The sequence below is a fragment of the Agreia pratensis genome, assembly GCF_900177685.1.
Classification (GTDB): Bacteria; Actinomycetota; Actinomycetes; order Actinomycetales; family Microbacteriaceae; genus Agreia; species Agreia pratensis.
This window is the reverse complement of the sequence record NZ_FXAY01000001.1, coordinates 68,160-88,340: the sequence shown is the minus strand read 5'-3', so window position 1 is coordinate 88,340 and position 20,181 is coordinate 68,160. Positions and strand designations below refer to the sequence as shown.

Here is a 20,181-nt window from a genome sequence, read left to right as displayed (position 1 = left end):
CGCCGAACGCGGCATGCTGAAGGCATGCAGCTCGCACGCGCGATAGACGACTTCACGTCGTATCTCGTCGGCGAGCGCGGCTATTCGCCGCACACGGTCCGGGCCTACCGCTCGGACCTTGCGGCGCTCGCCTCCTTCGCGACGCAGAGAAGCATCGACGACACCGACGAGATGACGCTCGAGGTCTACCGCGACTGGCTGTGGTCGGCGTCGCAGTCCGGCCTGTCCAAGGCCACACTGGCGAGACGATCTGCCACGGCCAAGAGCTTCTCTGCCTGGCTATCCCGCGCAGACGAGCAGACCATCGACGCGGCGGCGAGGTTGCGGGCGCCCAAGCCCGATCGCAGCCTTCCGCGGGTTCTGTCGAGAGATGCCATGGATGGCGTTCTCGATTCCCTGGCCGCTCGAACCCTCGACGGCGAGCCGGTGGCACTTCGTGACCTCGCCATCGTCGAGCTGCTGTACGCATCGGCGCTGCGTGTCTCGGAACTCGTGGGCATCGATACCGGTGACCTCGATCTCGATCGACGCACCGTGCGCGTGCTGGGCAAGGGCAATAAGGAGAGAGTCGTGCCCTTCGGCCAGCCCGCCCATCTCGCCCTGGTCGACTACCTGCAGCGTGGGCGGCCCGCCTTGGCGGCGCGCTCGAGCGACGGTTCCGGTTCGTCGGCCGTCTACCTGGGCGCGCGCGGCGCGCGGCTCGGCACCCGGTCGGTCTACGGGCTCGTTTCGAAGCTGCTCCTGGATGTCCCGGGCTCGGGACCGGAGGGACCCCACGCTTTCAGACACACGGCGGCCACCCATCTGCTCGACGGCGGTGCCGACCTGCGCGCGGTGCAGGAGATGCTCGGTCACGCGAGCCTCGGCACGACCCAGATCTACACTCATGTGACGACGGAGAGGCTGCGCGAGACCTACCGTCAGGCGCACCCGCGGGCCTGACCCGCAGCATCCGTCGCTCGACCCCGCCGACCCCGCCGACGCCCGCGGCTGAGACCGGCAGCAGGATCGCTCGCGGGCGTGCCTCGAGCAGCAGACGAGGCGAGGTGTACTGACCTGCGTTTCGAACGCCGAAGTGCAGGCACGATTCGGTGCAGTGATCAGACGACGCGACGGTGCCGATCTGCTGGCCTCGTGTCACGTGATCGCCCTTCTTCAGCGTGGTCTCGAGCGGCTCGTAGCTCGATACGAGGTCACCGGGGTGCGCGATCGAAAGCACGGAACGATCCACCACGTGCCCGGCGAAGTGCACGGTTCCCGACTCGGGCGCGACCACGATGTCGCCTGCCGCCGCTTTGATGTCGATACCTCGATGACCGGGGGAGTACGCATCGACGGGCTGCTGCCACTCGCGGATCACGATGTGAGGCTCGCGCACGGGCCATGCCCAGTCGGGCAGTGCGGAAACCTGCGTCGGCACGGCGAGACTCGACGCGACAAGAAGCGGCACGAGGTGAATGGCGAGTCGACCGATCGAGAGGTGGATACCGGAACGATGCATAGAGGTCAGCCTGTCAAGGGGGATGCCAGGGACAGGCAGGATGCCCCGAACGGGGGAGAGTTCGTGCCAAGATCGAAGTGTTAGGGACAGCGTCGTGACGCGCGCACTGTCGGTCACAAGAGGGAGCAGATCATGGCAACCAGCGGGGTCGCAGGACAAGCGGACACCGACGTGAAAACCGATAAGAAGCTCAGGCGAAAGGTCATCGCGCTCGCGGCGGCCGGAGCCATCGGAGGCTTCCTCTTCGGATTCGACTCATCGGTCGTCAACGGCGCAGTCGATGCCATCCAAGCCGACTTCAGCCTGACCGCGGCATTCACCGGCTTCGCTGTCGCCTCCGCTCTACTCGGCTGCGCCGTGGGTGCCTATCTGGCCGGTCGACTCGCCGACCGTCTCGGACGCATCCCGGTGATGCTCATCGGTGCCGTACTCTTCCTCGTCAGCTCCCTCGGCTCCGGCTTCGCCTTCGCCGCATGGGATCTGACCGTGTGGCGCCTCATCGGCGGACTCGGCATCGGTATCGCGTCCGTGATCGCCCCTGCCTACATCTCCGAGATCGCACCGAAGGCGATCCGGGGCAGCCTGGCCTCGTTGCAGCAGCTCGCGATCACCGTCGGTATCTTCACGGCCCTGCTGTCTGACGCCGTTCTGGCGAACGTCGCGGGGGGCGCGAACGAGGTCTTCTTCCTCGGCCTGGATGCCTGGCGGTGGATGTTCCTCGTCTGCGCGGTGCCCGCGATCATCTACGGTCTCGTCGCGCTGAGACTGCCGGAGTCGCCTCGCTACCTGCTGATGACCGACAAGAAAGAGAAGGCCACCAAGGTTCTTGCCTCGATCACGCCCGCCAACCAGCTCGACAAGGCCGTCGCAGACATCGAGGCAGGCATTCGCGAAGACGCGGCCAACGCCGACAAGGGGTCGCTGAGAGGAAAACGCTTCGGGCTCCTGCCCATCGTCTGGGTCGGAATCATCCTGTCGATGCTGCAGCAGCTCGTGGGCATCAACGTGATCTTCTACTATTCGACCACCCTCTGGTCGAGCGTGGGCTTCAAAGAGAGCGACTCTCTGACGATCTCAGTCATCACCTCGGTGACCAACGTGGCCGTCACCTTCGTCGCCATCTTCCTCGTCGACAAGGTCGGACGCCGACCCATCCTGCTGTTCGGCTCGGTCGGCATGGCGGTGGCTCTCGGATCGATGACCCTGGCGTTCAGCCAGGCGCAGCTCGTCGATGGCAAGCCCAGCCTCGAGGGCGCGTGGGGAATCATCGCGCTGGTCGGAGCCAACCTCTTCGTGGTCGCATTCGGCGCATCCTGGGGTCCGCTGGTCTGGGTACTGCTCGGCGAGATCTTCCCGACCCGAATCCGAGGTCGTGCCCTCGGCGTCGCCGCCGCCGCGCAGTGGCTCACGAACTTCGCCGTCACCATGACATTCCCGATCATCTCTCAAGACGTCTCGCTCACGCTGGCCTATGGGCTCTACGCCGCATTCGCCGCGCTGTCGTTCTTCTTCGTCTTCTTCAAGATTCCCGAGACGAAGGGCGTGGCGCTGGAGGAGACCGGCAGCCTGAGTGTTGTTCGTGGACGTCGGCGAGAGAAAGACGGAGTCGGCGGAGCCAAATAAGCTGCACCTATGCAGCTCGGTCAATACCCTCCAGCCGATCATGTGCTGGCGCACATCAGCGACACCCACTTTCTGGGCGGGCGCCGACCCCTCTACGGCAGCATCGACACCGATGCGAATCTCGAGGCGGCGATGGCCGCGCTCGAGGCTTCGAGAATCGACATCGATGCGCTCGTCTTCACAGGCGACATCGCAGACCTGGGTGAAGCGGATGCCTATGGCCGGGTGCGCGCGATCGTCGAGCCTGCAGCGCGTCGCATGGGCGCAGAGATCCTGTGGGTCATGGGAAACCACGACGACAGATCCGCGTTCAGGGCAGGCCTGCTCGACGAGGTCGGCGTCGCCGCGCCCGTCGACAGGGTGGTGTCGCTCGACGGACTGAGAGTCATCACGCTCGACACGTCGGTGCCCGGATACCACCATGGGGAGCTGAGCGCGGAACAACTCGATTGGCTGCGTGAGCAGGTCGCCACCGACGCTCCGCACGGCTCGATCCTCGCGCTGCACCATCCTCCGATTCCGAGTCCCGTGGCTTATATGCAGGTGCTCGAACTGCAGCGGCAGCATGAACTAGCCGATGTCATCCGAGGCAGTGACATCCGTGCCATCCTGGGCGGCCATCTCCACTACTCCACCCACGGGCTGTTCGCGGGCATTCCCGTGGCGGTCGCCGCGGCGACCTGTTACACGATGGATGTTTCGGCGCCCGATTCGACGCTGGTCGGACGAGATGGCGGCCAGTCGATCACGCTCGTGCACGTGTACGCCGATCAGGTGGTCCATTCCATCGTGCCGCTCGGAGATTTTCCCGTCGTCGCCCGCTTCGACAGCGACTTCACGCGCCGGCTCGAATCCGCCGACCCGGTCGAACTGCGCGAGTACTACGCCAAGCAACAGGGGTGATATAGTTTCCCGAGCACCTCGATCCGTCGGGGTGACTACGCGTGCCCGCTGACTTTCGTCACGACTCCACTCGGTCCTCCCTTCTCCCTCCTGTTCTGCAGGAGTGTGTGATCGGTGGTCGGAGGCGTGCTGGGCACCAGGAACCGTCACCAACAGGTCGACGGTAAGAAACCGATTGACGTGTGCCTGTGGCGCGGACAGTTCGTGATGAACTGCGACGTGCGCAGCCGCCGTCGAAGAACAGGAGACGGCTCATGGCCGTTGTAACCATTCGCCAGCTGCTCGACAGCGGCGTTCACTTTGGACACCAGACCCGTCGTTGGAACCCGAAGATGAAGCGATTCATCCTCACCGAGCGTTCGGGCAGCCACATCATCGACCTCCAGCAGTCGCTGGTGCACATCGACAAGACGTACGACTACGTCAAGGAGACCGTCGCCCACGGCGGAACGGTCCTCTTCGTCGGAACCAAGAAGCAGGCTCAGGGCTCCATCGCCGAGCAGGCTCAGCGTGTCGGCCAGCCCTACGTCAACCAGCGCTGGCTCGGTGGCCTCCTCACCAACTTCCAGACGGTCTCCAAGCGGCTTGCGCGCATGAAGGAACTCGAAGAGGTCGACTTCGACGACACCACTCGCGGCTACACGAAGAAAGAGCTTCTGATTCAGAAGCGCGAGCTCGTCAAGCTGCAGAAGAGCCTCGGCGGTATCCGCAACCTCACGAAGACGCCGTCGGCGATCTGGATCGTCGACACCAAGAAGGAGCACCTCGCCATCGACGAGGCGCACAAGCTCGGCATCCCCGTCATCGCGATCCTCGACACCAACTGCGACCCCGACGACGTGCAGTACCCGATCCCGGGCAACGACGACGCGATCCGCTCCGTGGGCCTGCTCACCCGCATCATCGCCGACGCCGCCGCCGAGGGCCTGATCCAGCGTCACCAGAAGCCCGACGAGGCCGGCAACGTCTCGGCCGTCGAGCCCTTGGCCGAGTGGGAGAAGGAGCTTCTTCAGGCTTCCGAGACCCCGTCGACCGAGGCTGAGAAGATCGAGGCCGTCGACGGTCTCGTCGAGAACGCCGTCGAGTCCGACGCCGCAAAGACCGCCGTCGCCGACGTCATCGCTGCGGAGACCCCCACCGAAGAGAACGACGCAGACGCCGTCGTCGCCGAGCACGAAGCCGCCGCAGACGCGACGATCGTTCCCGAGCACGCCGTCGAGTCCGACGCTGCCACCGAGGCTCGCCTCGAGGCCGAGGCCACCGACGCCGAGAAGACCCCCGCGAAGTAGTTCGCGCCTTCCTCGATATCTCATCTCTTTAGTCAAGTAAGGAAGCACACCATGGCAGATTTCAGCCTGGCTGACCTCAAGACCCTGCGCGAGCGCCTCGGCACCGGCATGGTCGACAGCAAGAACGCGCTCGTCGAAGCCGGCGGAGACCTCGAGAAGGCGACGGAGATCCTTCGCCTCAAGGGTGCCAAGTCGAACGCGAAGCGCGCCGACCGCTCCACCAGCGAAGGCCTCGTCGCGGCCAAGGAGAGCGGCAACACCGCGACCCTGATCGAGCTCGCCAGCGAGACCGACTTCGTCGCGAAGAACGACAAGTTCGTCGCTCTGGCCGATTCCGTGCTCGACGCGGCCGTCGCAGCAGGCGCCACCTCGGTCGAGGAGGCCCTCGCGGCTCCCGCGGCCGGTGGAACCGTAGCCGACCTGATCAGCAACGAGGCGGCGATCCTCGGAGAGAAGATCGAGCTCCGTCGTCTGGCCGTCGTCACCGGCGATGCATTCGCGATCTACCTGCACAAGACCTCCAAGGATCTGCCGCCGCAGGTCGGCGTGGTCGTGGGCTACACGGGTTCGGATGCCGACACGGCTCGTTCGATCGCTCAGCACATCTCGTTCGCCAACCCGGAATTCCTCGCTCGCGAGGACGTACCGGCCGAAGCTGTCGAGAATGAGCGTCGTATCGTCGAGGAGATCTCGCGCGGCGAGGGCAAGCCCGAGGCTGCACTGCCGAAGATCATCGAGGGTCGCCTCGGCGCCTACTACAAGCAGGTCGCCCTGCTCGAGCAGGACTACGCGAAGGACAACAAGCAGCAGGTCAAGAAGGTGCTCGCCGACGCCGGTGTCACGGTCTCCGGCTTCGCGCGCTTCAAGGTCGGCGCGTAACGCCACGACGTACGTTTCGGCCGAAGGCCCATCCTGCTTTGCGGGATGGGCCTTCGGCTGTTAAGTAGGATCGATCGTGGCTGCTCTCTCGAGTGAGCCCCAGCCTCAAGGAGACTCGCCTGTGAAGACGACTGCATCGCCTGTGCGCCATGCCCGTATGCCCCTGCGCGGAGCCTGGGTGCGCATCGTCCGTCTTGTCGCGATCGTCGCGGCTGTGGCGCTGGTGAGCGTGGGGGGCATCACCGCTGTCAGCGCGTGGACCTTCACCTCTAAGCTCGAGGCGAACTCGGTCGAGATCCATCCCGAGGAGACCGAGGAACAGGCGCCACCGGCGATCGGCGCTCTCGAGGGTGGCTTCAATGTGCTGGTCGTCGCAGCCGACAACGATGCGAGCCAGAGTCAGGATCTCTACGGAGAACGCGATGGCGCCACGTTGAACGACGTGAACATGCTCCTGCACGTCTCTCAAGACCATAAGACTGCCGTCGCCGTGAGCTTTCCGCGTGACTTGGTCATCGCGCATCCCGAGTGTGAGAAGGGCGACGCCATGCGCGCCGCACCTATCAACGAGGCCTGGGGGAGAGGTGGTCTCGCCTGCGTCGTCGCGACGGTCACCAACCTCACGGGCCTCGACATTCGGTACGCGGTATCGATGACATTCGATGCGGTGATCGCCTTGACCGATGCGATCGGTGGCGTTCCGATCTGTCTGACCGGGCGTGTGACTGATGATCAGGTCGTCTATCCCGACGGGAATGGCGAACTGCAGCACCTCGATCTGCCGGCTGGCATCACCGAGGTGCAGGGTGGCCTTGCCGCCGGATTCCTGCGCTCTCGCCACGGCGTGGGTGACGGAGGCGACCTCAGCCGCATCTCATCTCAGCAGCAGTATCTCTCGTCGCTCGTGCGCAAGCTGAAGAGCAACGACACTCTGGGCGACTTCGGCAAGCTCTATTCGCTGGCCAATGTCGTCGCCGAACCGAAGTACTTCACGCTCTCGTCGTCGCTGACGAAGGTCGACACGATGATCTCGATGGCACAGGCGCTGCGCACGATCGACCTGAACAACATCACCTTCGTCCAGTACCCGGGAACCACCAACGACCCCGACTTCCCCGGCAAGGTCGTGCCCACCCAAGATGCCGCTGACTCGCTCTTCGCGTTGATCAAGGCGGATCAGCCCTTTACTCTCGGAGCCGACTCGCAGCCGATCGGAAGCACGATCGAGCCCACCGCGCCAGCAGATCCTGCCGCACCCGCTGATCCCGCTGCTCCCGTCGATCCCGCCGCTCCGGCGGCGCCCGCTGACCCGGCGACACCGGATGCCGCAGCGCCCCCTGTGCTCGACGGGGTCACCGGCTCGACCGCGCAACAGGAGACCTGCGCGGTACCGTTCGAGGACTAGGTCTGCCAGCCCCTAAAATTGGCAGGACGAGATCGAAAGGGATCCACACAGATGACTTCACCAGAACCCCGCCGCCGGGTACTCCTCAAACTCTCTGGTGAGGCCTTCGGTGCAGGCTCCCTCGGAGTCAACCCCGATGTGGTCAGCGAATTGGCGAGAGAGATCGCCGCAGCCGCGAAGCAGGTAGAGATCGCGATCGTCGTAGGAGGAGGAAACTTCTTCCGTGGCGCCGAGCTCTCGCAGCGCGGCATGGACCGGGGCCGCGCCGATTACATGGGCATGTTGGGCACAGTGATGAACGCCCTCGCGCTGCAGGATTTCCTCGAGCAGGCAGGTGCCGCCACACGTGTGCAGTCGGCTATCTCGATGACGCAGGTCGCCGAGCCGTATATTCCGCTGCGGGCAGAGCGCCACCTCGAGAAGGGTCGCGTCGTCATCTTCGGAGCCGGAGCGGGTCTGCCCTACTTCTCGACCGACACCGTGGCTGCGCAGCGGGCGCTCGAGATCGGAGCAAATGTCGTCCTGGTGGCGAAGAACGGTGTCGACGGCGTGTACGACTCCGATCCGCGTACCAACCCCGACGCCAAGAAGATCGACAGGCTCACCTACCTCGACGCCCTCCAACGCGAACTCAAGGTCGTCGACTCCACGGCGTTCAGCCTGTGCATGGACAACAAGATGCCGATGATGGTTTTCGGCATGGAGCCGCAGGGCAACGTCACTCGGGCGCTTCTCGGCGAGCGCATCGGCACCCTCGTCAGCACGTCGCACGAGTGACCGGGCGAGCCGCCCTAAACTACTGAAGAACCAAAAGAAGGAGTTGCCGTGATCGCGGATGTACTGGCCGGCGCAACAGAGCGCATGAAGAAGGCCGTCGACAACACGAAGGAAGACTTCTCGAGCATTCGCACCGGGCGCGCGAACCCGGGCCTCTTCCAGAAGATCCTGGTCGACTACTACGGCACCCCCACGCCGCTCAGCCAGCTGGCCGGTCTGCAGAACCCCGAAGCGCGCACCATGCTCATCACCCCCTACGACAAGGGTGCGCTGCGTGACATCGAACAGGCGATCCGCGACACTCCCAACCTCGGCGCCAACCCGTCGAACGACGGCAATGTCATCCGCGTCACGCTGCCGGAGCTCACCGAGGAGCGCCGCAAGGAGTACGTGAAGATCGTGCGGACCAAGGCCGAAGACGGCAAGGTGTCGCTGCGAAACATCCGACGCAAGGCCAAAGACGAGCTCGATGCGCTGAAGAGCGAGGTCGGCGACGACGAGGTGTCACGCGCCGAGAAAGAGCTGGAGCAGATCACGAAGTCGCACGTCGATGGCATCGACGACGCGCTGAAGCGCAAGGAAGTCGAACTCCTCGAGATCTAGGCGACCCCTATGACGAACGATCCCGACACTCCCGCCTCCGAAGCAGATCCGGCGCGTAAGCATCCAGGGATGACCCGCGCCGAGTTCGAGGCGAAGGTGCGTGAGCGCCGCGATCAATTCGACCGGGCGAATGACAAGATCACGGCCCGTTCGGGGCGCAATCTCGTCAGCGCGATCGGCATCGGTCTGGCATTGGGACTCGTCATGGTCTTCAGCCTGCTCTTCATCAAGGACATCTTCGTCGTCTTTGCCACGGTGCTCGTCGCGTTCACCGTGTTCGAACTCGCAACGGCCCTGCGGCACGCCGGCCGCGACGTACCTCGGATTCCGAGCGTCCTTGCGGCCGTCGTCGTGGTGCCCGTGTCGTTCTACTTCGGTGAAGAATGGCAGTGGATCGCGATGATCGGCGGCGTGCTGCTGGTGGTCCTCTGGAGGTTGGCCGAACTCGCTGTACCCCGGCACCGTGCGTCGCTGCGCAGCGTGGCCCTGGACATGTCGGGTGGAGTGTTCATCCAGGTCTACGTGACATTCCTCGGCAGCATCGCAGCCCTTCTTCTGCGCAACGATGGCGGCCAGTGGTGGGTGATGTCCTTCCTCATCGTGGTGGTCTCTGTCGACGTGGGTGCCTATGCCACGGGACTGAACTTCGGCAAGCATCCGATGGCACCGACCGTGAGCCCGAAGAAGACCTGGGAGGGTTTCGCCGGCTCGTGGATCTTCGGCGTCGCGTCGAGCGTGCTACTTTCGATCTTCCTGCTCGACAGGCCCTGGTGGTTCGGCCTCATCCTCGGAACGGTCCTGGTGCTGAGTGCGACTGCGGGCGACCTGTCCGAGTCGCTGCTGAAACGCGACCTCGGCATCAAGGACATGAGCACATGGTTGCCTGGCCACGGCGGATTCCTCGACCGACTCGACTCGATCCTGCCGTCCGCCGCGGCGGCCTACGTGCTGTTCATCATCTCCACTTAGGCGTCGACCAGTAAGTGTTGACAGAATGGTGACCGTGAGTCAAACGTTTCCCCGAGCACGCTCCTCCAGGCCCGGCTACAAGATCGACGAGGTCGAGAAGTTCCTGGCCGCCGCGCGCATCGCGTACAGCGCCGAACCCGGCGACACCGGCACGATCGTCACGGCCGAAGGTATCCGGCACATGGCATTCGGGCTCGAGAAGGGGGGATACTCGACACTCGCGGTCGATGCCGCTCTCGAACGTCTCGAAGAGGCATTCGCCGCCCGAGAGCGGGAGAAGATCTCGTCGTCGGTCGGCGACGAGGCCTGGTTCGCCGAGGCACGAGACAAAGCCCGGGAGATTCTGACTCGGCTCGAGAGGCCCGCGAAGCACCGATTCCGAGGCAGCGGCCCGTTCAAGCTGGGATACGACAAGCGCGACGTCGACGCCTTCGCTGAGAGTCTCATCTCGTACTTCAGAGAAGGCACTCCGGTGTCGGTCGACGATGTGCGTCAGATTTCGTTCCGCTCGCGCACACGTGGGTACTCCGAAGCTCAGGTCGATCTGGTGCTCGACGCCGTGATCGACGTGATGCTGTCGGTGCGCTGAGATCTTTCCCTCGGCCTGCAATTCGGCCGGAAGTTCGCTAAAGTCGAATAATCGTGGGTAGAAATCGAGAACGTGACGCATCCGCGGGGGTCTCTCTGAAGCCCCGCGTGAGTTCGGTGCCTGTACAAGCGAACGGCGTGGCTCCGATCCGGGTTCTCGATCCCGTTACTCCGCGCCAGGCGCGGATCGCCTCTCGGCCTGGTCGGCTCGCCCTTCAGCTTCTGGGCGTCGCAGCGGTCGGCGCATCCGTTCTCGTCAATGTCGTCGATCCGTACTCCGGAGTCGCGGCGTCGGAGTACTTCACCGTTGCTCTCGAGCCAGGCTCGAACCTGCCGTCGCAGAGTGTCACCTCGTCGAGCCAGGCCGCGTCGATCGTGCGCGACGGATTCACCGTGACCGAGCCGCCGAAGCCCACGCCGACCCCGACCCCGACGGCAGCTCCCGCCGAGACACCGAGCAAGAGTGGAGGCGGCGGAGGCTATGCGCCGCCCGCGGCTGCCCCTGACCCGGGAAGCGCTCAGGCCATCGCGGCTCAGATGGTGGCCGACCGCGGATGGCCGAGTACCGAATACGACTGCCTGTATTCCCTGTGGGCGAAAGAGTCCGGCTGGCGCTACAACGCGTACAACGCGGGCAGTGGCGCCTACGGCATTCCTCAGTCGCTGCCCGGCAGCAAGATGGCATCGGCCGGCGCCGACTGGGAGACGAACCCGGCAACACAGATCACGTGGGGGCTCGGCTACATCACCGGCCGATACGAGACACCCTGCGGTGCATGGGGTCACTCGCAGAGTGCTGGCTGGTACTGATTCAGCGACGCTGATTCAATAGGCTGACCCCATGGGGTTGGCTCTGATCGCGGTTCTCGGCGTCGTCGTCATCGTCGCGGTGTCGCTGCTTGCACCGAAGGTGAAGGTCGCGGCCCCGCTCATCCTCGCCGTTCTCGGCATCGGAATCTCGGTTCTGCCGGGCGTGCCGCCCGTGCACGTGGCGAGCGCGGTCATCCTCTCTGGTGTCTTACCCCCGCTTCTGTACGCATCGTCGATCAACCTGCCGCTGGCCGACCTGCGTTCGAACATCGGCAGCATCTCCGCCCTTGCCGTCGTGCTCGTGGTCGTCAGCGCATTCGGCACGGGGTTCCTGCTGTTCACCCTCTTTCCGGATCTCAATCTGGCGTCGGCCATCGCTCTGGGTGCGGTGATCAGCCCGACGGATGCCGTGGCCGCCACGTCGATCGGCAAGCGGCTCGGCCTTCCCCCTCGACTTCTGGCGGTCCTCGAGGGCGAGAGTCTCGTCAATGACGCCTCTGCGCTCGTGCTGCTCAGAACAGCGGTCGCGGCGACGGCGGGGGCGATCAGTGCGTGGCAGGTCCTGGGTTCGTTCGCCTACTCCGTCGTGCTCGGGGTCGGCCTCGGCATCGCGATCGGATATCTCACCGTGTTCGTGCGGGCGCGTGTGCCCGACCCGGTGCTCGCCACGGCGATCTCCTTCGTGGTGCCGTTCGCCGCCTACATCCCGGCAGAGACGATCGGGGCATCCGGCATGCTGAGCGTCGTGGCGGCGGGGGTCATCACCGGCCACCTCGGCGCGACGAGCTTCTCGGCGCCGGCGCGGCTGAGCGAACGTGTGAACTGGCGTACCTTTCAGTTCCTGCTCGAGAACGGTGTGTTCCTGCTCATGGGACTTGAGCTGAAGACGATCGTCGAAGGGATGCGGCACCATCGGCTCGACCTGCCCCAGGCGATTCTCTTCGGACTGCTCGCCACTGTCGTTCTCATAGGCATCCGTTTCGCGGTGGTCGCGGCGATGACCGCGGTCGCTCGCTTCCCGAAGCGGAAACCCGACCCCGAGTCTCTCGGCGCGAGGGAGGGTGTCGTGCTCTCGTGGAGCGGAATGCGCGGCGTGGTCACGGTCGCTGCCGCTCAGTCGTTGCCCGAGACCATCCCGTATCGAGAACAGCTCGTGGTCATCGCGTACACCGTTGCCATCGTGACGCTCGTCGTGCAGGGTGCGAGTCTTCCCGCGGTGATCCGCCTCGCGGGTGTGAAGGGCCCTGCCCGAGATCGGCAACGAGAGGAATTCGCGGAGCTCATCGACCATATCCGCCTCAAGGGTTCCGAGCGTCTCGATGACCCTTCGCTGGCAGATCTGGCCGGGGGAGTGCTCGACCCTGCCGTCATCGAACGCGTGCGCGTCGAATCGTCGAGGCGAAGCGATTATGCCTGGGAGCAACTCTCCGGACAGCTGGGAGACCGCCCGGCGGCGAACGAACAGTACGCACTCGTGAGGCGCGACATCCTGCTGCACGAACGCGCCGCCCTGGTCGCGGCTCGCAACCGAGGCGGCTACTCGTCGATATCTCTTGCTCGCGCACAAGAGATGCTCGATCTCGAAGAGGCCGGCCTCGACCACTCACGCGACCAAGACGCCCCGGGGCACTGACCTAGGATTGACATATGCCCCGCAGCAACCGACCTCGTCGACGTGGGGCCGGCGATGACGACGAACCCGAGATCGATCTCAGCCGCATCCTCACCGGCGGTCGCCGAATCGAGCATCGCCGCAGCGGTTCGTGGAACGTGCAATCGGTGTCGCCCGCGCAGGCCGTCAAAGACTATGTGTGCCCCGGATGCTCGTTGCCGGTTGTCGCGGGCACGGCGCACATCGTCGCGTGGCGCGCAGACGGTCTGATGGGCGAGGCGAGCGATCTCGCCGGACGGCGTCATTGGCACAGCCACTGCTGGAAGATCGGAAACTGAACGTGAGCACCATAGGCATTCGCAGCACGACCGTGCTTCCCGCCATTCGGGAAGACATCGTGCTGCACACCGACGACGGATTCGAGCTGGTGGGAGAACTGGCGCTTCCGGAATCGGGAGATCCGGTCGCTACCCTCGTGACCCTCCATCCGCTTCCGACAGGCGGCGGTTTCATGGACTCGCACATTCTGCGAAAGGCGGCGAACCGGCTCCCGGCTCTTGCAGACTTGGCCGTGCTGCGCTTCAACACCCGTGGCACATCGTCGCCTCGCGGCACGAGCGAGGGCGTGTTCGACCATGGTGTCGCGGAACGCTGGGATGTGAAGGCGGCCATGGCGTTCGTCGCCGAGCGTGCGCTCCCTCACCCCTGGCTGGTCGGGTGGTCTTTCGGAACGGAGCTGGCACTCAAGTACGGCATCGAGCACACTGTCGACGGAGTCATCCTGCTGTCGCCGCCCCTGCACCGAACCTCCGAGGAGGAATTGGCCGCGTGGAATGACGTCGATGTGCCCGTGGTGGCGCTCATCCCCGAACTCGACGACTACCTGCGCCCTCCCGAGGCGACTGTTCGGTTCGCGGCGATGCCGCACATCGAACTGGTCGCCGTGGAGGGCGGCAAGCACCTCTGGGTCGGCGAATCGCAGACGCGCCGGGTTCTCAGCGAGATCGTGGCCCGGGTGAACCCTGCCGTGCTTCCGCTGCCCGACACGTACGAAGGCTGAGTCTGCGTCACCGCTCGTTCTGAATGGGAATGATCACCTGTTTGATGATGAGCAGGAGTGACGCTGCGACCGGAATCGCGATGAGGGCTCCCAGAATGCCGAGCAGCGTGCCGCCGGCGAGGGCCGCGATCACGACGACCGCGCCAGGAACGGAGACGGCGCGGTTCATGATGTTCGGGCTCAGCAGGTAGGCCTCGACCTGCATGTAAATCAGGTAGTAGATGGCTGCCGCGATGAACGTCGGGAGCGACCCCAATCCGGGGATGAGGCAGACGAGCGCGATGATGATCGAGCCCGACAGGGTTCCGACGAGGGGGATGAGCGACAGCATGCCGGCGAGGAACGCGAGCACGGCGGGGAACGGGGCCTGGATGATCGATAGGAACACGTAGCTGAGCACGAAGTTGATCGCGCCGAGCGAGAGCTGCCCGACGACGTAGCGACCGACGGCGTCGGTGATCTGTTCGCTGAGATCGGCGAAGCGTTCGCGTCGGGAGGCCGGAACGAGGCGATACATGGCCCGCTTGATCGAGTTGAGCGACGCGGTGAAATACAGGGTGAGGATCAGCACGATGATCGTGCCGAACACGCCGTTCGCGATACTGGCACCCACAGCCAGGGCGCCGCTGGCGATGATCGAGTAGTTGCCGACGTCGGTCAGATATTTGGTGGCTTGATCGATCACAGCCTGCACATCGAAGCCGCCGAGCTGATTCGATAGATCTGACACCCACGTGCCCTGTTGGGCTCTGCCGACGAGTACGGGCACGATGTCGAACAACTGGCCGAGCTGGTCGACGATGATCGGAACGACGGCGAAGACCAGCCCTGCGATGATGCCGGCGACGGCCACGAAGACCACGACGATGGACAGCCAGCGGGGGAGCTTCTTCTTCTCGAGCCAGGAGATCACCGGATCGAGGCCGAGGGCGATGAAGATGGCCGCGCCGATGTAGGTGAGGATCGTCGCGAGCGACTCGATCGAGGTGAGAATCAGGATGCCGACGCCGACACCCAGCGTGCCCACAAGTCCCAGGGTGAATGCGTTGTGGATCTTCACGAAAACCTGCCCTGCCCGAAGCTGTCGGATATCGCTGATGGAGTGTCCCGAATTCTATCGAGTGGGAGGCGCCCGATCCTGGCAGATCGTCTCAGCCACGCCACAGCGAGTCCGGAGCCTACGCTCATCGACCGGCCCCACTCTGTAGCTCGTGCACTCATCCGATTCTGACATCCTGCCTCGATGGCGGTACCAGCCACGGCGTTACCGAATCGGACTCGTGGTCATCGTGGTCGTCTCTGCGTGCCTTATGGCGTGGAACCTGGCAAAAGGCGGCGATGCGTCGTTCTACGAGGCGTCTGCGCGATCGATGTCTGAATCGTGGCACGCGATGCTCTACGGCGCGTTCGACCCCGCATCCACTGTGACCCTCGACAAGCTCAGCGGATTCGCGGTGCCGCAGGCGCTGAGCATCCGGCTGTTCGGAATGTCGACCTCGGCGCTCGCCCTGCCGCAGGTTCTCGAAGGGCTGGTCACCGTGTGGTGCTGCTCCCTGATCGGCCTGCGCTGGGCGGGCCCCGGTGCGGGGCTCGTGGCCGCAGCCGCGGCCGCAACCACCCCGATCTTCGTGTCGATGTTCGCGCATCCGATGGAGGACGGCCTCGTCACGATGGCCCTCACCGTGGCCCTCCTGTTCTTTCATCGTGCTCTGCTGACTGCACGGTGGTGGCCTCTGCTGATCGCGGCGCTCTTCGTGGGCGTGGGGTTTCAGGCCAAGATGATGCAGGCGTGGTTCATCCTGCCCGCCTTCGTCGTCGGCTGTCTCCTGTCGACGAAGGGCAGCTGGCCGCGGCGTCTCTACAGATCCGCTGTCGTGTCGGCGACCGCCGTCGCGGCCTCGCTCGTGTGGGTGCTCATCCTGCAGCTCACTCCTTCGGTAGACCGGCCGTACATCGACGGTTCCACGAGCAACAATGCCTTCGCCATGGTCTTCGGCTACAACGGCGTGGACCGATTGCTGCCGCACGCGGTCCCGGGCGCGGTGGGAGGTTCCGGTGTGCACGGCATGTCGGCACCCGTCTTCTTCGCGGCGCCCTCTGACCTGTCGTCTGCCGGTGCGTCTCTGACGAAGCTGATCGACCCGCTGTACGTCACGCAGGTGGGCTGGCTGTACCCCATTGCGATTGCTGCGATCGTCTTCGGGGTGATCCACTGGTGGCCGCGTCGCGCCGGCACTCCGTCGGCGTCTTTCGCGATGCTGGGGGTCGTGACAGTCTGGCTGGTCACCGCCGCGGTCGTTCTCTCGGTGGCCCACACCCCGCACACGGCATATGTCGCGGCCATCGGCACACAGCTGGCTTTGCTGGCCGCGGTCGGGTGGAAGCAGGCGCATCGGCTGCTGCGCGCCCCGAGACGCAGAACACGTCTCGCGGTCTGCCTGGTTCTGGTGGTGCAAGCCGGGTGGTCGGTCTTGCTCACCGTCGAGGGTGCTCTCCCCGCGGTCCTCGCCGTGCCCATGGTGGGCGTCTGTGGTGCATGTTGCGTTGCGCTCGCGGCAACCGTATGGCGCACGTCGTCGCGCCCCTCTGCTGCGGTGCCGCGACGCAATCGTCTCGCGGCGAGCGCGGTGCCTCTTTTGGTCGCCGCCCTGATCCTGAGCGGCCCGGCTGCCTTCTCGTTGCAGGTTCTCGACCCCTCCAGAAACGGCACCGGGGGAGACGCGTACGTGGGAATCAAGCCGGTCAGAACCGAGGCGACTCCGGCATCATTTCGCCCTTCCCCGCCCCAACTGTGGGGAGGGTTGGTGACACTCTCGCCGAAGGTGGGTGCGCTCGTGACGGCGGCGCACGCGGCGGGCGGCGGGCTGAACGGTCGACCGGATTTCGTCACGGACTCGTGGGCGCTCGCCGCTCAGGTGATCGATGCGACCGGAGACAGCGTGCTGACCGATGGCGGCTATTCGGGAACGGTGCCCGTGTTCACGAAGGAGCGACTCGAGGACATGATCACCTCGGGCACCGAGCATCTCTTCGTTGTGAAGGAGGAAGCGCCGGCTACCGACCCGGTCGAGGAGACCGTGCGGAACTCATCGTGCACTCGGCTCGGAACTTTCAGTACCGGCATCGCGGTGGTGGGTCAGAAATCCGGCTCTTTCGTGCTCTGGAACTGCAGCTGAGAACCGACGTCGAAAGCGCGCTGGGCGTAGTCTGAGTGCAGCGCCAGGCTTCATCGGCTATCTTTTAATGTCTTTGTCTGGAGTAATCTTTGCGCTTTGTATTCGCGATCATCGCCTTCGTCGTTGCGACGGCCCTCATCGGTGTCGGTGTTGCCCAACGCACCTTCCTCCTGCCGCCGGGAAGTGTGAGCGCTGAGACCTCACGTGCGACCGATGAGGCCTACGTGCTGCTCGACTCCGACACGCTCCGCGCGAACCCGGGTTCGCAGACGGTGTCGCTCACCGGCGATTCCACCGTCTTCGTCGCTTACGGCCGTGATGCCGATGTGAAGGCATGGTTGAACGGCTCGAGCTACTCGCAGCTCGCCGTGGATGCTGGATCCACGAAGCTGACCGAGGCGGTCGTCCCGGCAGACCCGGCCGGTGCCAAGAACGTCGCCAGCGGCTCCGCGAATCCGGCAGGGAGCGACCTCTGGCTCGAGCAGTACACCGGCGAAAAGTCGCTTACCCGCACGATCAACGTGCCCGCGGGATACTCGGCCATCATCGCGTCCAACGGAACCGATCCGGCTCCGGCAGACATCACCGTGGCCTGGCCGATCGACAACTCCACCCCGTGGGCTGTGCCACTTCTTCTCTCGGGAGCCTTCGTGCTGCTCATCGGTCTGGCTCTTCTGCTCTGGGGGCTGTGGCACATGCGGCGACAGCAGGGGCCGCGACGCAAGCCGCCCGCCGGCACACCCCGTCGCCGGTTCTCACCGGCCCGAACCAATGCGATCGAGTCTGGAATGTCGAAACGGCGCAAGGCCATCACCCGCTCGATGACGGCTGTGCTGCCGGTCGTACTTGTCGCGGCCCTGGGCGCAGGCGCGCCCCTGGCAGCATCGGCCAGCACGGTCACGCCCACGCCTCGTCCCACGTCGACCGTCGAGCCGGACTCGGATTCGACGACCAAGCCGTCGGATATGCAGACTCCGACCCCGACACCCACGAGCACGGCTCCAGCGTCAGAGGCCGTGGTTCCGGCGGTGACGGAGAAACAGGTGCAGACGATCATCGAGCGCGTCATCGCCGTCGAGGGCGCAGCCAATGCGGCGTTCGACAGCAACGCCCTCGACGCGCGATTCACGGGTCCGGCGCTCGAGTTGCGCAAGGCGTCGTATGCGATTCACGCTGCGTTGCCGGACTACGTGCTCCCGGCGGCCATCCCGTCGGGAACCGCATCGGTGATCTTGCCTCAGGCGACGACGGTCTGGCCGAAGACGGTGTTCACCATCATCGAGAACGAAGACAAGACGGTCGCCCCCCTCGCCGTCACGCTCGTACAAGAGTCGGCGCGGGCCAACTACAAGGTCGAATACGCGATCTCTCTTGAACCCGACACCACGCTTCCGCCGGTCTCGGCTGCGAGCGTCGGTGCCTCACGGCTTGCTCCCGATTCGAAGCTCCTGGCGATGACCCCCGATGCCGTCGAGGCGGCCTATGCCGATATCCTCGCGCAGGGCTCCGCGAGCCCGTCGTTCGGTCAGATCGATACCGATGGCGACACCCTGCTCACGAGTGTCGGCTCGGACTACAAGGCCTCGAAAAAGGCGAAGATCGAAGAGACAGGCACAGCGACGATCGAATTCTCGAAAGTCCCCGCGATCTCCGATGGCATCGCCCTCGCCACGAACGACTCTGGCGCGATCCTCTCGTTCAACCTCCGCGAGTCCGAGGTCGTCAAGCCCACGCAGACGGGTGCGACCATCACCCCGGAGGGTGCCGTCAAGGCACTGTCCGGGCTGTCGGCCACTGGCAAGGGCGTCGAGTCGACCTACGATTACCAGCTGTTGTTCTACATCCCGTCCGCGGGTGAGACGGGCAAACCGACTCTGCTCGGATTCACCCAGGGCCTCGTTCAAGCCAAGGAGCTTCCATGAGTTCTGTCCCTCCTTCCGCCGCCAGCCTTCGCGGCGCCGTCGATCTGTCTTCGCTCGTCAATCGACCGGCGCCCGGGGCCGCCGCTGCTCAGCCAGGTGCTGCGCCGGCGGCAGCGGGTGCACCTGTGCCGCTGCCCAGTCTCGTGATCGAGGGAACTGACGCGGCCTTCAGCGCGTTCATCGACCTGTCGAACACGGTTCCCGTCGTCGTCGTCGTGGGCGCTTCCTACAACGAGCCGAGCACCCAGCTCGATACGATCCTGCGCGCGCTCACGACCGAGTACGCCGGACGATTCGTTCTCGTCACGGTCGAGGCCGATGCCAACCCGCAGCTGTCGCAGGCATTCCAGGCACAGACCCTTCCCACGGTCGCGGCCGTTGTCGGCGGTCGACCGATCGGCCTCTTCGCCGGTGTCCACCCCGTGGAGCAGGTGCGCGACGTCATCGAACAGGTGCTCGAACTGGCCGCCCAGCAGGGGGTCACTGGAACCGCCGTTGTCGACGGTGCACCCGAAACAGAGCCGTCGGAACCCGTCGAAGCGCCGCTGCCGCCACACCACGCTGAGGCCTACGACGCCATCGCTCGCGGTGACTTCGACGAGGCGATTCGCGAATACGAGACGGCGATCAAGCAGGACCCCCGCGACAGCCTCGCGGTCGCGGGCCTCGCCCAGGTGAGCCTGTTGGCGCGTTTGAAAGACAAGACGCAGGCCGAGATCCGCAACGATGCCGCCGCGCGGCCGAGCGAGCTCGAGCCTCAGCTCCTGGTAGCCGACCTCGACCTGTCGGGCGGCCACGTCGAGGACGCGTTCGATCGTCTACTGACGCTCTTTCCGACGCTCGACCAAGACGGCAAGAACACCGTGCGGGCACGCCTCATCGATTTGTTCGAGGTCGTCGGAATCGATGACCCACGCGTCGTCAAGGCGCGCGCCCGCCTCACGGGCCTGCTCTACTGAGCGCGACGACGCCGGTCGAGTAGGCCGCTTGCGGACGTATCGAGACCACGGTGCGTGATCTCGATACGTCAGCTCGTTCCTCGCGGACTACTCGATCGGCGCAGT

Annotated in this window: 18 protein-coding genes and 1 pseudogene; 17 read left to right on the top strand and 2 right to left on the bottom strand. The window is 65.0% G+C overall.

Going from position 1 to position 20,181, the window contains the following annotated elements:
• The first annotated feature begins 24 nt into the window (after positions 1-24).
• Positions 25-942: a tyrosine recombinase XerC gene (locus B9Y86_RS00415; protein WP_085481910.1), complete on the top strand. Its 918-nt coding sequence runs from the start codon at positions 25-27 to the stop codon at positions 940-942.
• 157 nt (positions 943-1,099) lie between these two features.
• Here B9Y86_RS00415 and B9Y86_RS00410 read toward each other — a convergent pair.
• A pseudogene (locus B9Y86_RS00410) lies at positions 1,100-1,501 on the bottom strand (M23 family metallopeptidase); the annotation flags it as partial.
• A 132-nt stretch (positions 1,502-1,633) separates the two neighbouring features.
• On the opposite strand from B9Y86_RS00410, the gene B9Y86_RS00405 reads away from it, so the two are divergent.
• From B9Y86_RS00405 to B9Y86_RS00345, 13 genes are all read left to right on the top strand, one after another.
• Positions 1,634-3,124 carry a sugar porter family MFS transporter gene (locus B9Y86_RS00405; protein ID WP_085481908.1) on the top strand — a complete coding sequence of 497 codons (1,491 nt, stop codon included), beginning with the start codon at positions 1,634-1,636 and terminating at the stop codon, positions 3,122-3,124.
• A gap of 9 nt (positions 3,125-3,133) precedes the next feature.
• On the top strand, positions 3,134-4,027 hold the full coding sequence (locus B9Y86_RS00400) for a metallophosphoesterase (protein WP_085481906.1): 894 nt from the start codon (positions 3,134-3,136) through the stop codon (positions 4,025-4,027).
• 254 nt (positions 4,028-4,281) lie between these two features.
• On the top strand, positions 4,282-5,316 hold the full coding sequence (rpsB, locus tag B9Y86_RS00395) for a 30S ribosomal protein S2 (RefSeq protein WP_085481904.1): 1,035 nt from the start codon (positions 4,282-4,284) through the stop codon (positions 5,314-5,316).
• A 51-nt stretch (positions 5,317-5,367) separates the two neighbouring features.
• Positions 5,368-6,195, top strand: coding sequence for a translation elongation factor Ts (tsf, locus tag B9Y86_RS00390; protein ID WP_085481902.1), 828 nt, complete (start codon positions 5,368-5,370; stop codon positions 6,193-6,195).
• 121 nt (positions 6,196-6,316) lie between these two features.
• On the top strand, positions 6,317-7,600 hold the full coding sequence (locus B9Y86_RS00385; RefSeq protein WP_139824664.1) for an LCP family protein: 1,284 nt from the start codon (positions 6,317-6,319) through the stop codon (positions 7,598-7,600).
• A 51-nt stretch (positions 7,601-7,651) separates the two neighbouring features.
• A complete protein-coding gene (pyrH, locus tag B9Y86_RS00380) occupies positions 7,652-8,377 on the top strand; it encodes a UMP kinase (RefSeq protein WP_085481898.1) in 726 nt (241 codons plus the stop codon).
• A gap of 48 nt (positions 8,378-8,425) precedes the next feature.
• Positions 8,426-8,980: a ribosome recycling factor gene (frr, locus tag B9Y86_RS00375; protein WP_085481896.1), complete on the top strand. Its 555-nt coding sequence runs from the start codon at positions 8,426-8,428 to the stop codon at positions 8,978-8,980.
• A gap of 9 nt (positions 8,981-8,989) precedes the next feature.
• Positions 8,990-9,949 (top strand): phosphatidate cytidylyltransferase, encoded by a 960-nt coding sequence (locus tag B9Y86_RS00370; RefSeq protein ID WP_228515255.1) that lies wholly within the window; start codon positions 8,990-8,992, stop codon positions 9,947-9,949.
• 25 nt (positions 9,950-9,974) lie between these two features.
• A complete protein-coding gene (locus tag B9Y86_RS00365) occupies positions 9,975-10,538 on the top strand; it encodes a DivIVA domain-containing protein (RefSeq protein WP_085481894.1) in 564 nt (187 codons plus the stop codon).
• 137 nt (positions 10,539-10,675) lie between these two features.
• Entirely contained in the window at positions 10,676-11,347 is a 672-nt protein-coding gene (locus B9Y86_RS17440; RefSeq protein WP_085481892.1) for an aggregation-promoting factor C-terminal-like domain-containing protein, read from the top strand.
• A 31-nt stretch (positions 11,348-11,378) separates the two neighbouring features.
• Entirely contained in the window at positions 11,379-12,980 is a 1,602-nt protein-coding gene (locus B9Y86_RS00355; RefSeq protein WP_085481890.1) for a cation:proton antiporter, read from the top strand.
• A 14-nt stretch (positions 12,981-12,994) separates the two neighbouring features.
• Complete coding sequence (locus B9Y86_RS00350) at positions 12,995-13,297, top strand: hypothetical protein (RefSeq protein WP_085481888.1); 303 nt, start codon at positions 12,995-12,997, stop codon at positions 13,295-13,297.
• Between the two features lie 11 nt (positions 13,298-13,308).
• Positions 13,309-14,019, top strand: coding sequence for an alpha/beta hydrolase (locus B9Y86_RS00345; protein WP_085483619.1), 711 nt, complete (start codon positions 13,309-13,311; stop codon positions 14,017-14,019).
• 7 nt (positions 14,020-14,026) lie between these two features.
• Here the strand turns inward: B9Y86_RS00345 and B9Y86_RS00340 are convergent, their stop codons facing one another.
• Positions 14,027-15,079: an AI-2E family transporter gene (locus B9Y86_RS00340; RefSeq protein ID WP_085481886.1), complete on the bottom strand. Its 1,053-nt coding sequence runs from the start codon at positions 15,077-15,079 to the stop codon at positions 14,027-14,029.
• Positions 15,080-15,230: 151 nt separating this feature from the next.
• Between B9Y86_RS00340 and B9Y86_RS00335 the strand changes: the two genes are divergently transcribed.
• The 3 genes from B9Y86_RS00335 (at position 15,231) to B9Y86_RS00325 (ending at position 20,076) form a co-directional block, all read left to right on the top strand.
• Entirely contained in the window at positions 15,231-17,195 is a 1,965-nt protein-coding gene (locus tag B9Y86_RS00335; RefSeq protein WP_139824663.1) for an ArnT family glycosyltransferase, read from the top strand.
• Between the two features lie 89 nt (positions 17,196-17,284).
• Complete coding sequence (locus B9Y86_RS00330) at positions 17,285-19,117, top strand: DUF8094 domain-containing protein (protein ID WP_085481884.1); 1,833 nt, start codon at positions 17,285-17,287, stop codon at positions 19,115-19,117.
• The gene (locus B9Y86_RS00325; protein WP_085481882.1) at positions 19,114-20,076 is read left to right on the top strand and encodes a tetratricopeptide repeat protein; all 963 of its coding nucleotides are present in this window, start codon (positions 19,114-19,116) and stop codon (positions 20,074-20,076) included. Before B9Y86_RS00330 ends, B9Y86_RS00325 begins: the two co-directional genes overlap by 4 nt.
• The last annotated feature ends 105 nt before the right edge of the window (positions 20,077-20,181 follow it).

What these genes read in the sequence shown, in the direction of transcription:
- B9Y86_RS00415 (WP_085481910.1), top strand. Translation starts at nt 25, where the DNA reads ATGCAGCTCGCACGCGCGATAGACGACTTCACGTCGTATCTCGTCGGC.
- B9Y86_RS00405 (WP_085481908.1), top strand. Translation starts at nt 1,634, where the DNA reads ATGGCAACCAGCGGGGTCGCAGGACAAGCGGACACCGACGTGAAAACC.
- B9Y86_RS00400 (WP_085481906.1), top strand. Translation starts at nt 3,134, where the DNA reads ATGCAGCTCGGTCAATACCCTCCAGCCGATCATGTGCTGGCGCACATC.
- rpsB (WP_085481904.1), top strand. Translation starts at nt 4,282, where the DNA reads ATGGCCGTTGTAACCATTCGCCAGCTGCTCGACAGCGGCGTTCACTTT.
- tsf (WP_085481902.1), top strand. Translation starts at nt 5,368, where the DNA reads ATGGCAGATTTCAGCCTGGCTGACCTCAAGACCCTGCGCGAGCGCCTC.
- pyrH (WP_085481898.1), top strand. Translation starts at nt 7,652, where the DNA reads ATGACTTCACCAGAACCCCGCCGCCGGGTACTCCTCAAACTCTCTGGT.
- B9Y86_RS00370 (WP_228515255.1), top strand. Translation starts at nt 8,990, where the DNA reads ATGACGAACGATCCCGACACTCCCGCCTCCGAAGCAGATCCGGCGCGT.
- B9Y86_RS00365 (WP_085481894.1), top strand. Translation starts at nt 9,975, where the DNA reads ATGGTGACCGTGAGTCAAACGTTTCCCCGAGCACGCTCCTCCAGGCCC.
- B9Y86_RS00355 (WP_085481890.1), top strand. Translation starts at nt 11,379, where the DNA reads ATGGGGTTGGCTCTGATCGCGGTTCTCGGCGTCGTCGTCATCGTCGCG.
- B9Y86_RS00350 (WP_085481888.1), top strand. Translation starts at nt 12,995, where the DNA reads ATGCCCCGCAGCAACCGACCTCGTCGACGTGGGGCCGGCGATGACGAC.
- B9Y86_RS00325 (WP_085481882.1), top strand. Translation starts at nt 19,114, where the DNA reads ATGAGTTCTGTCCCTCCTTCCGCCGCCAGCCTTCGCGGCGCCGTCGAT.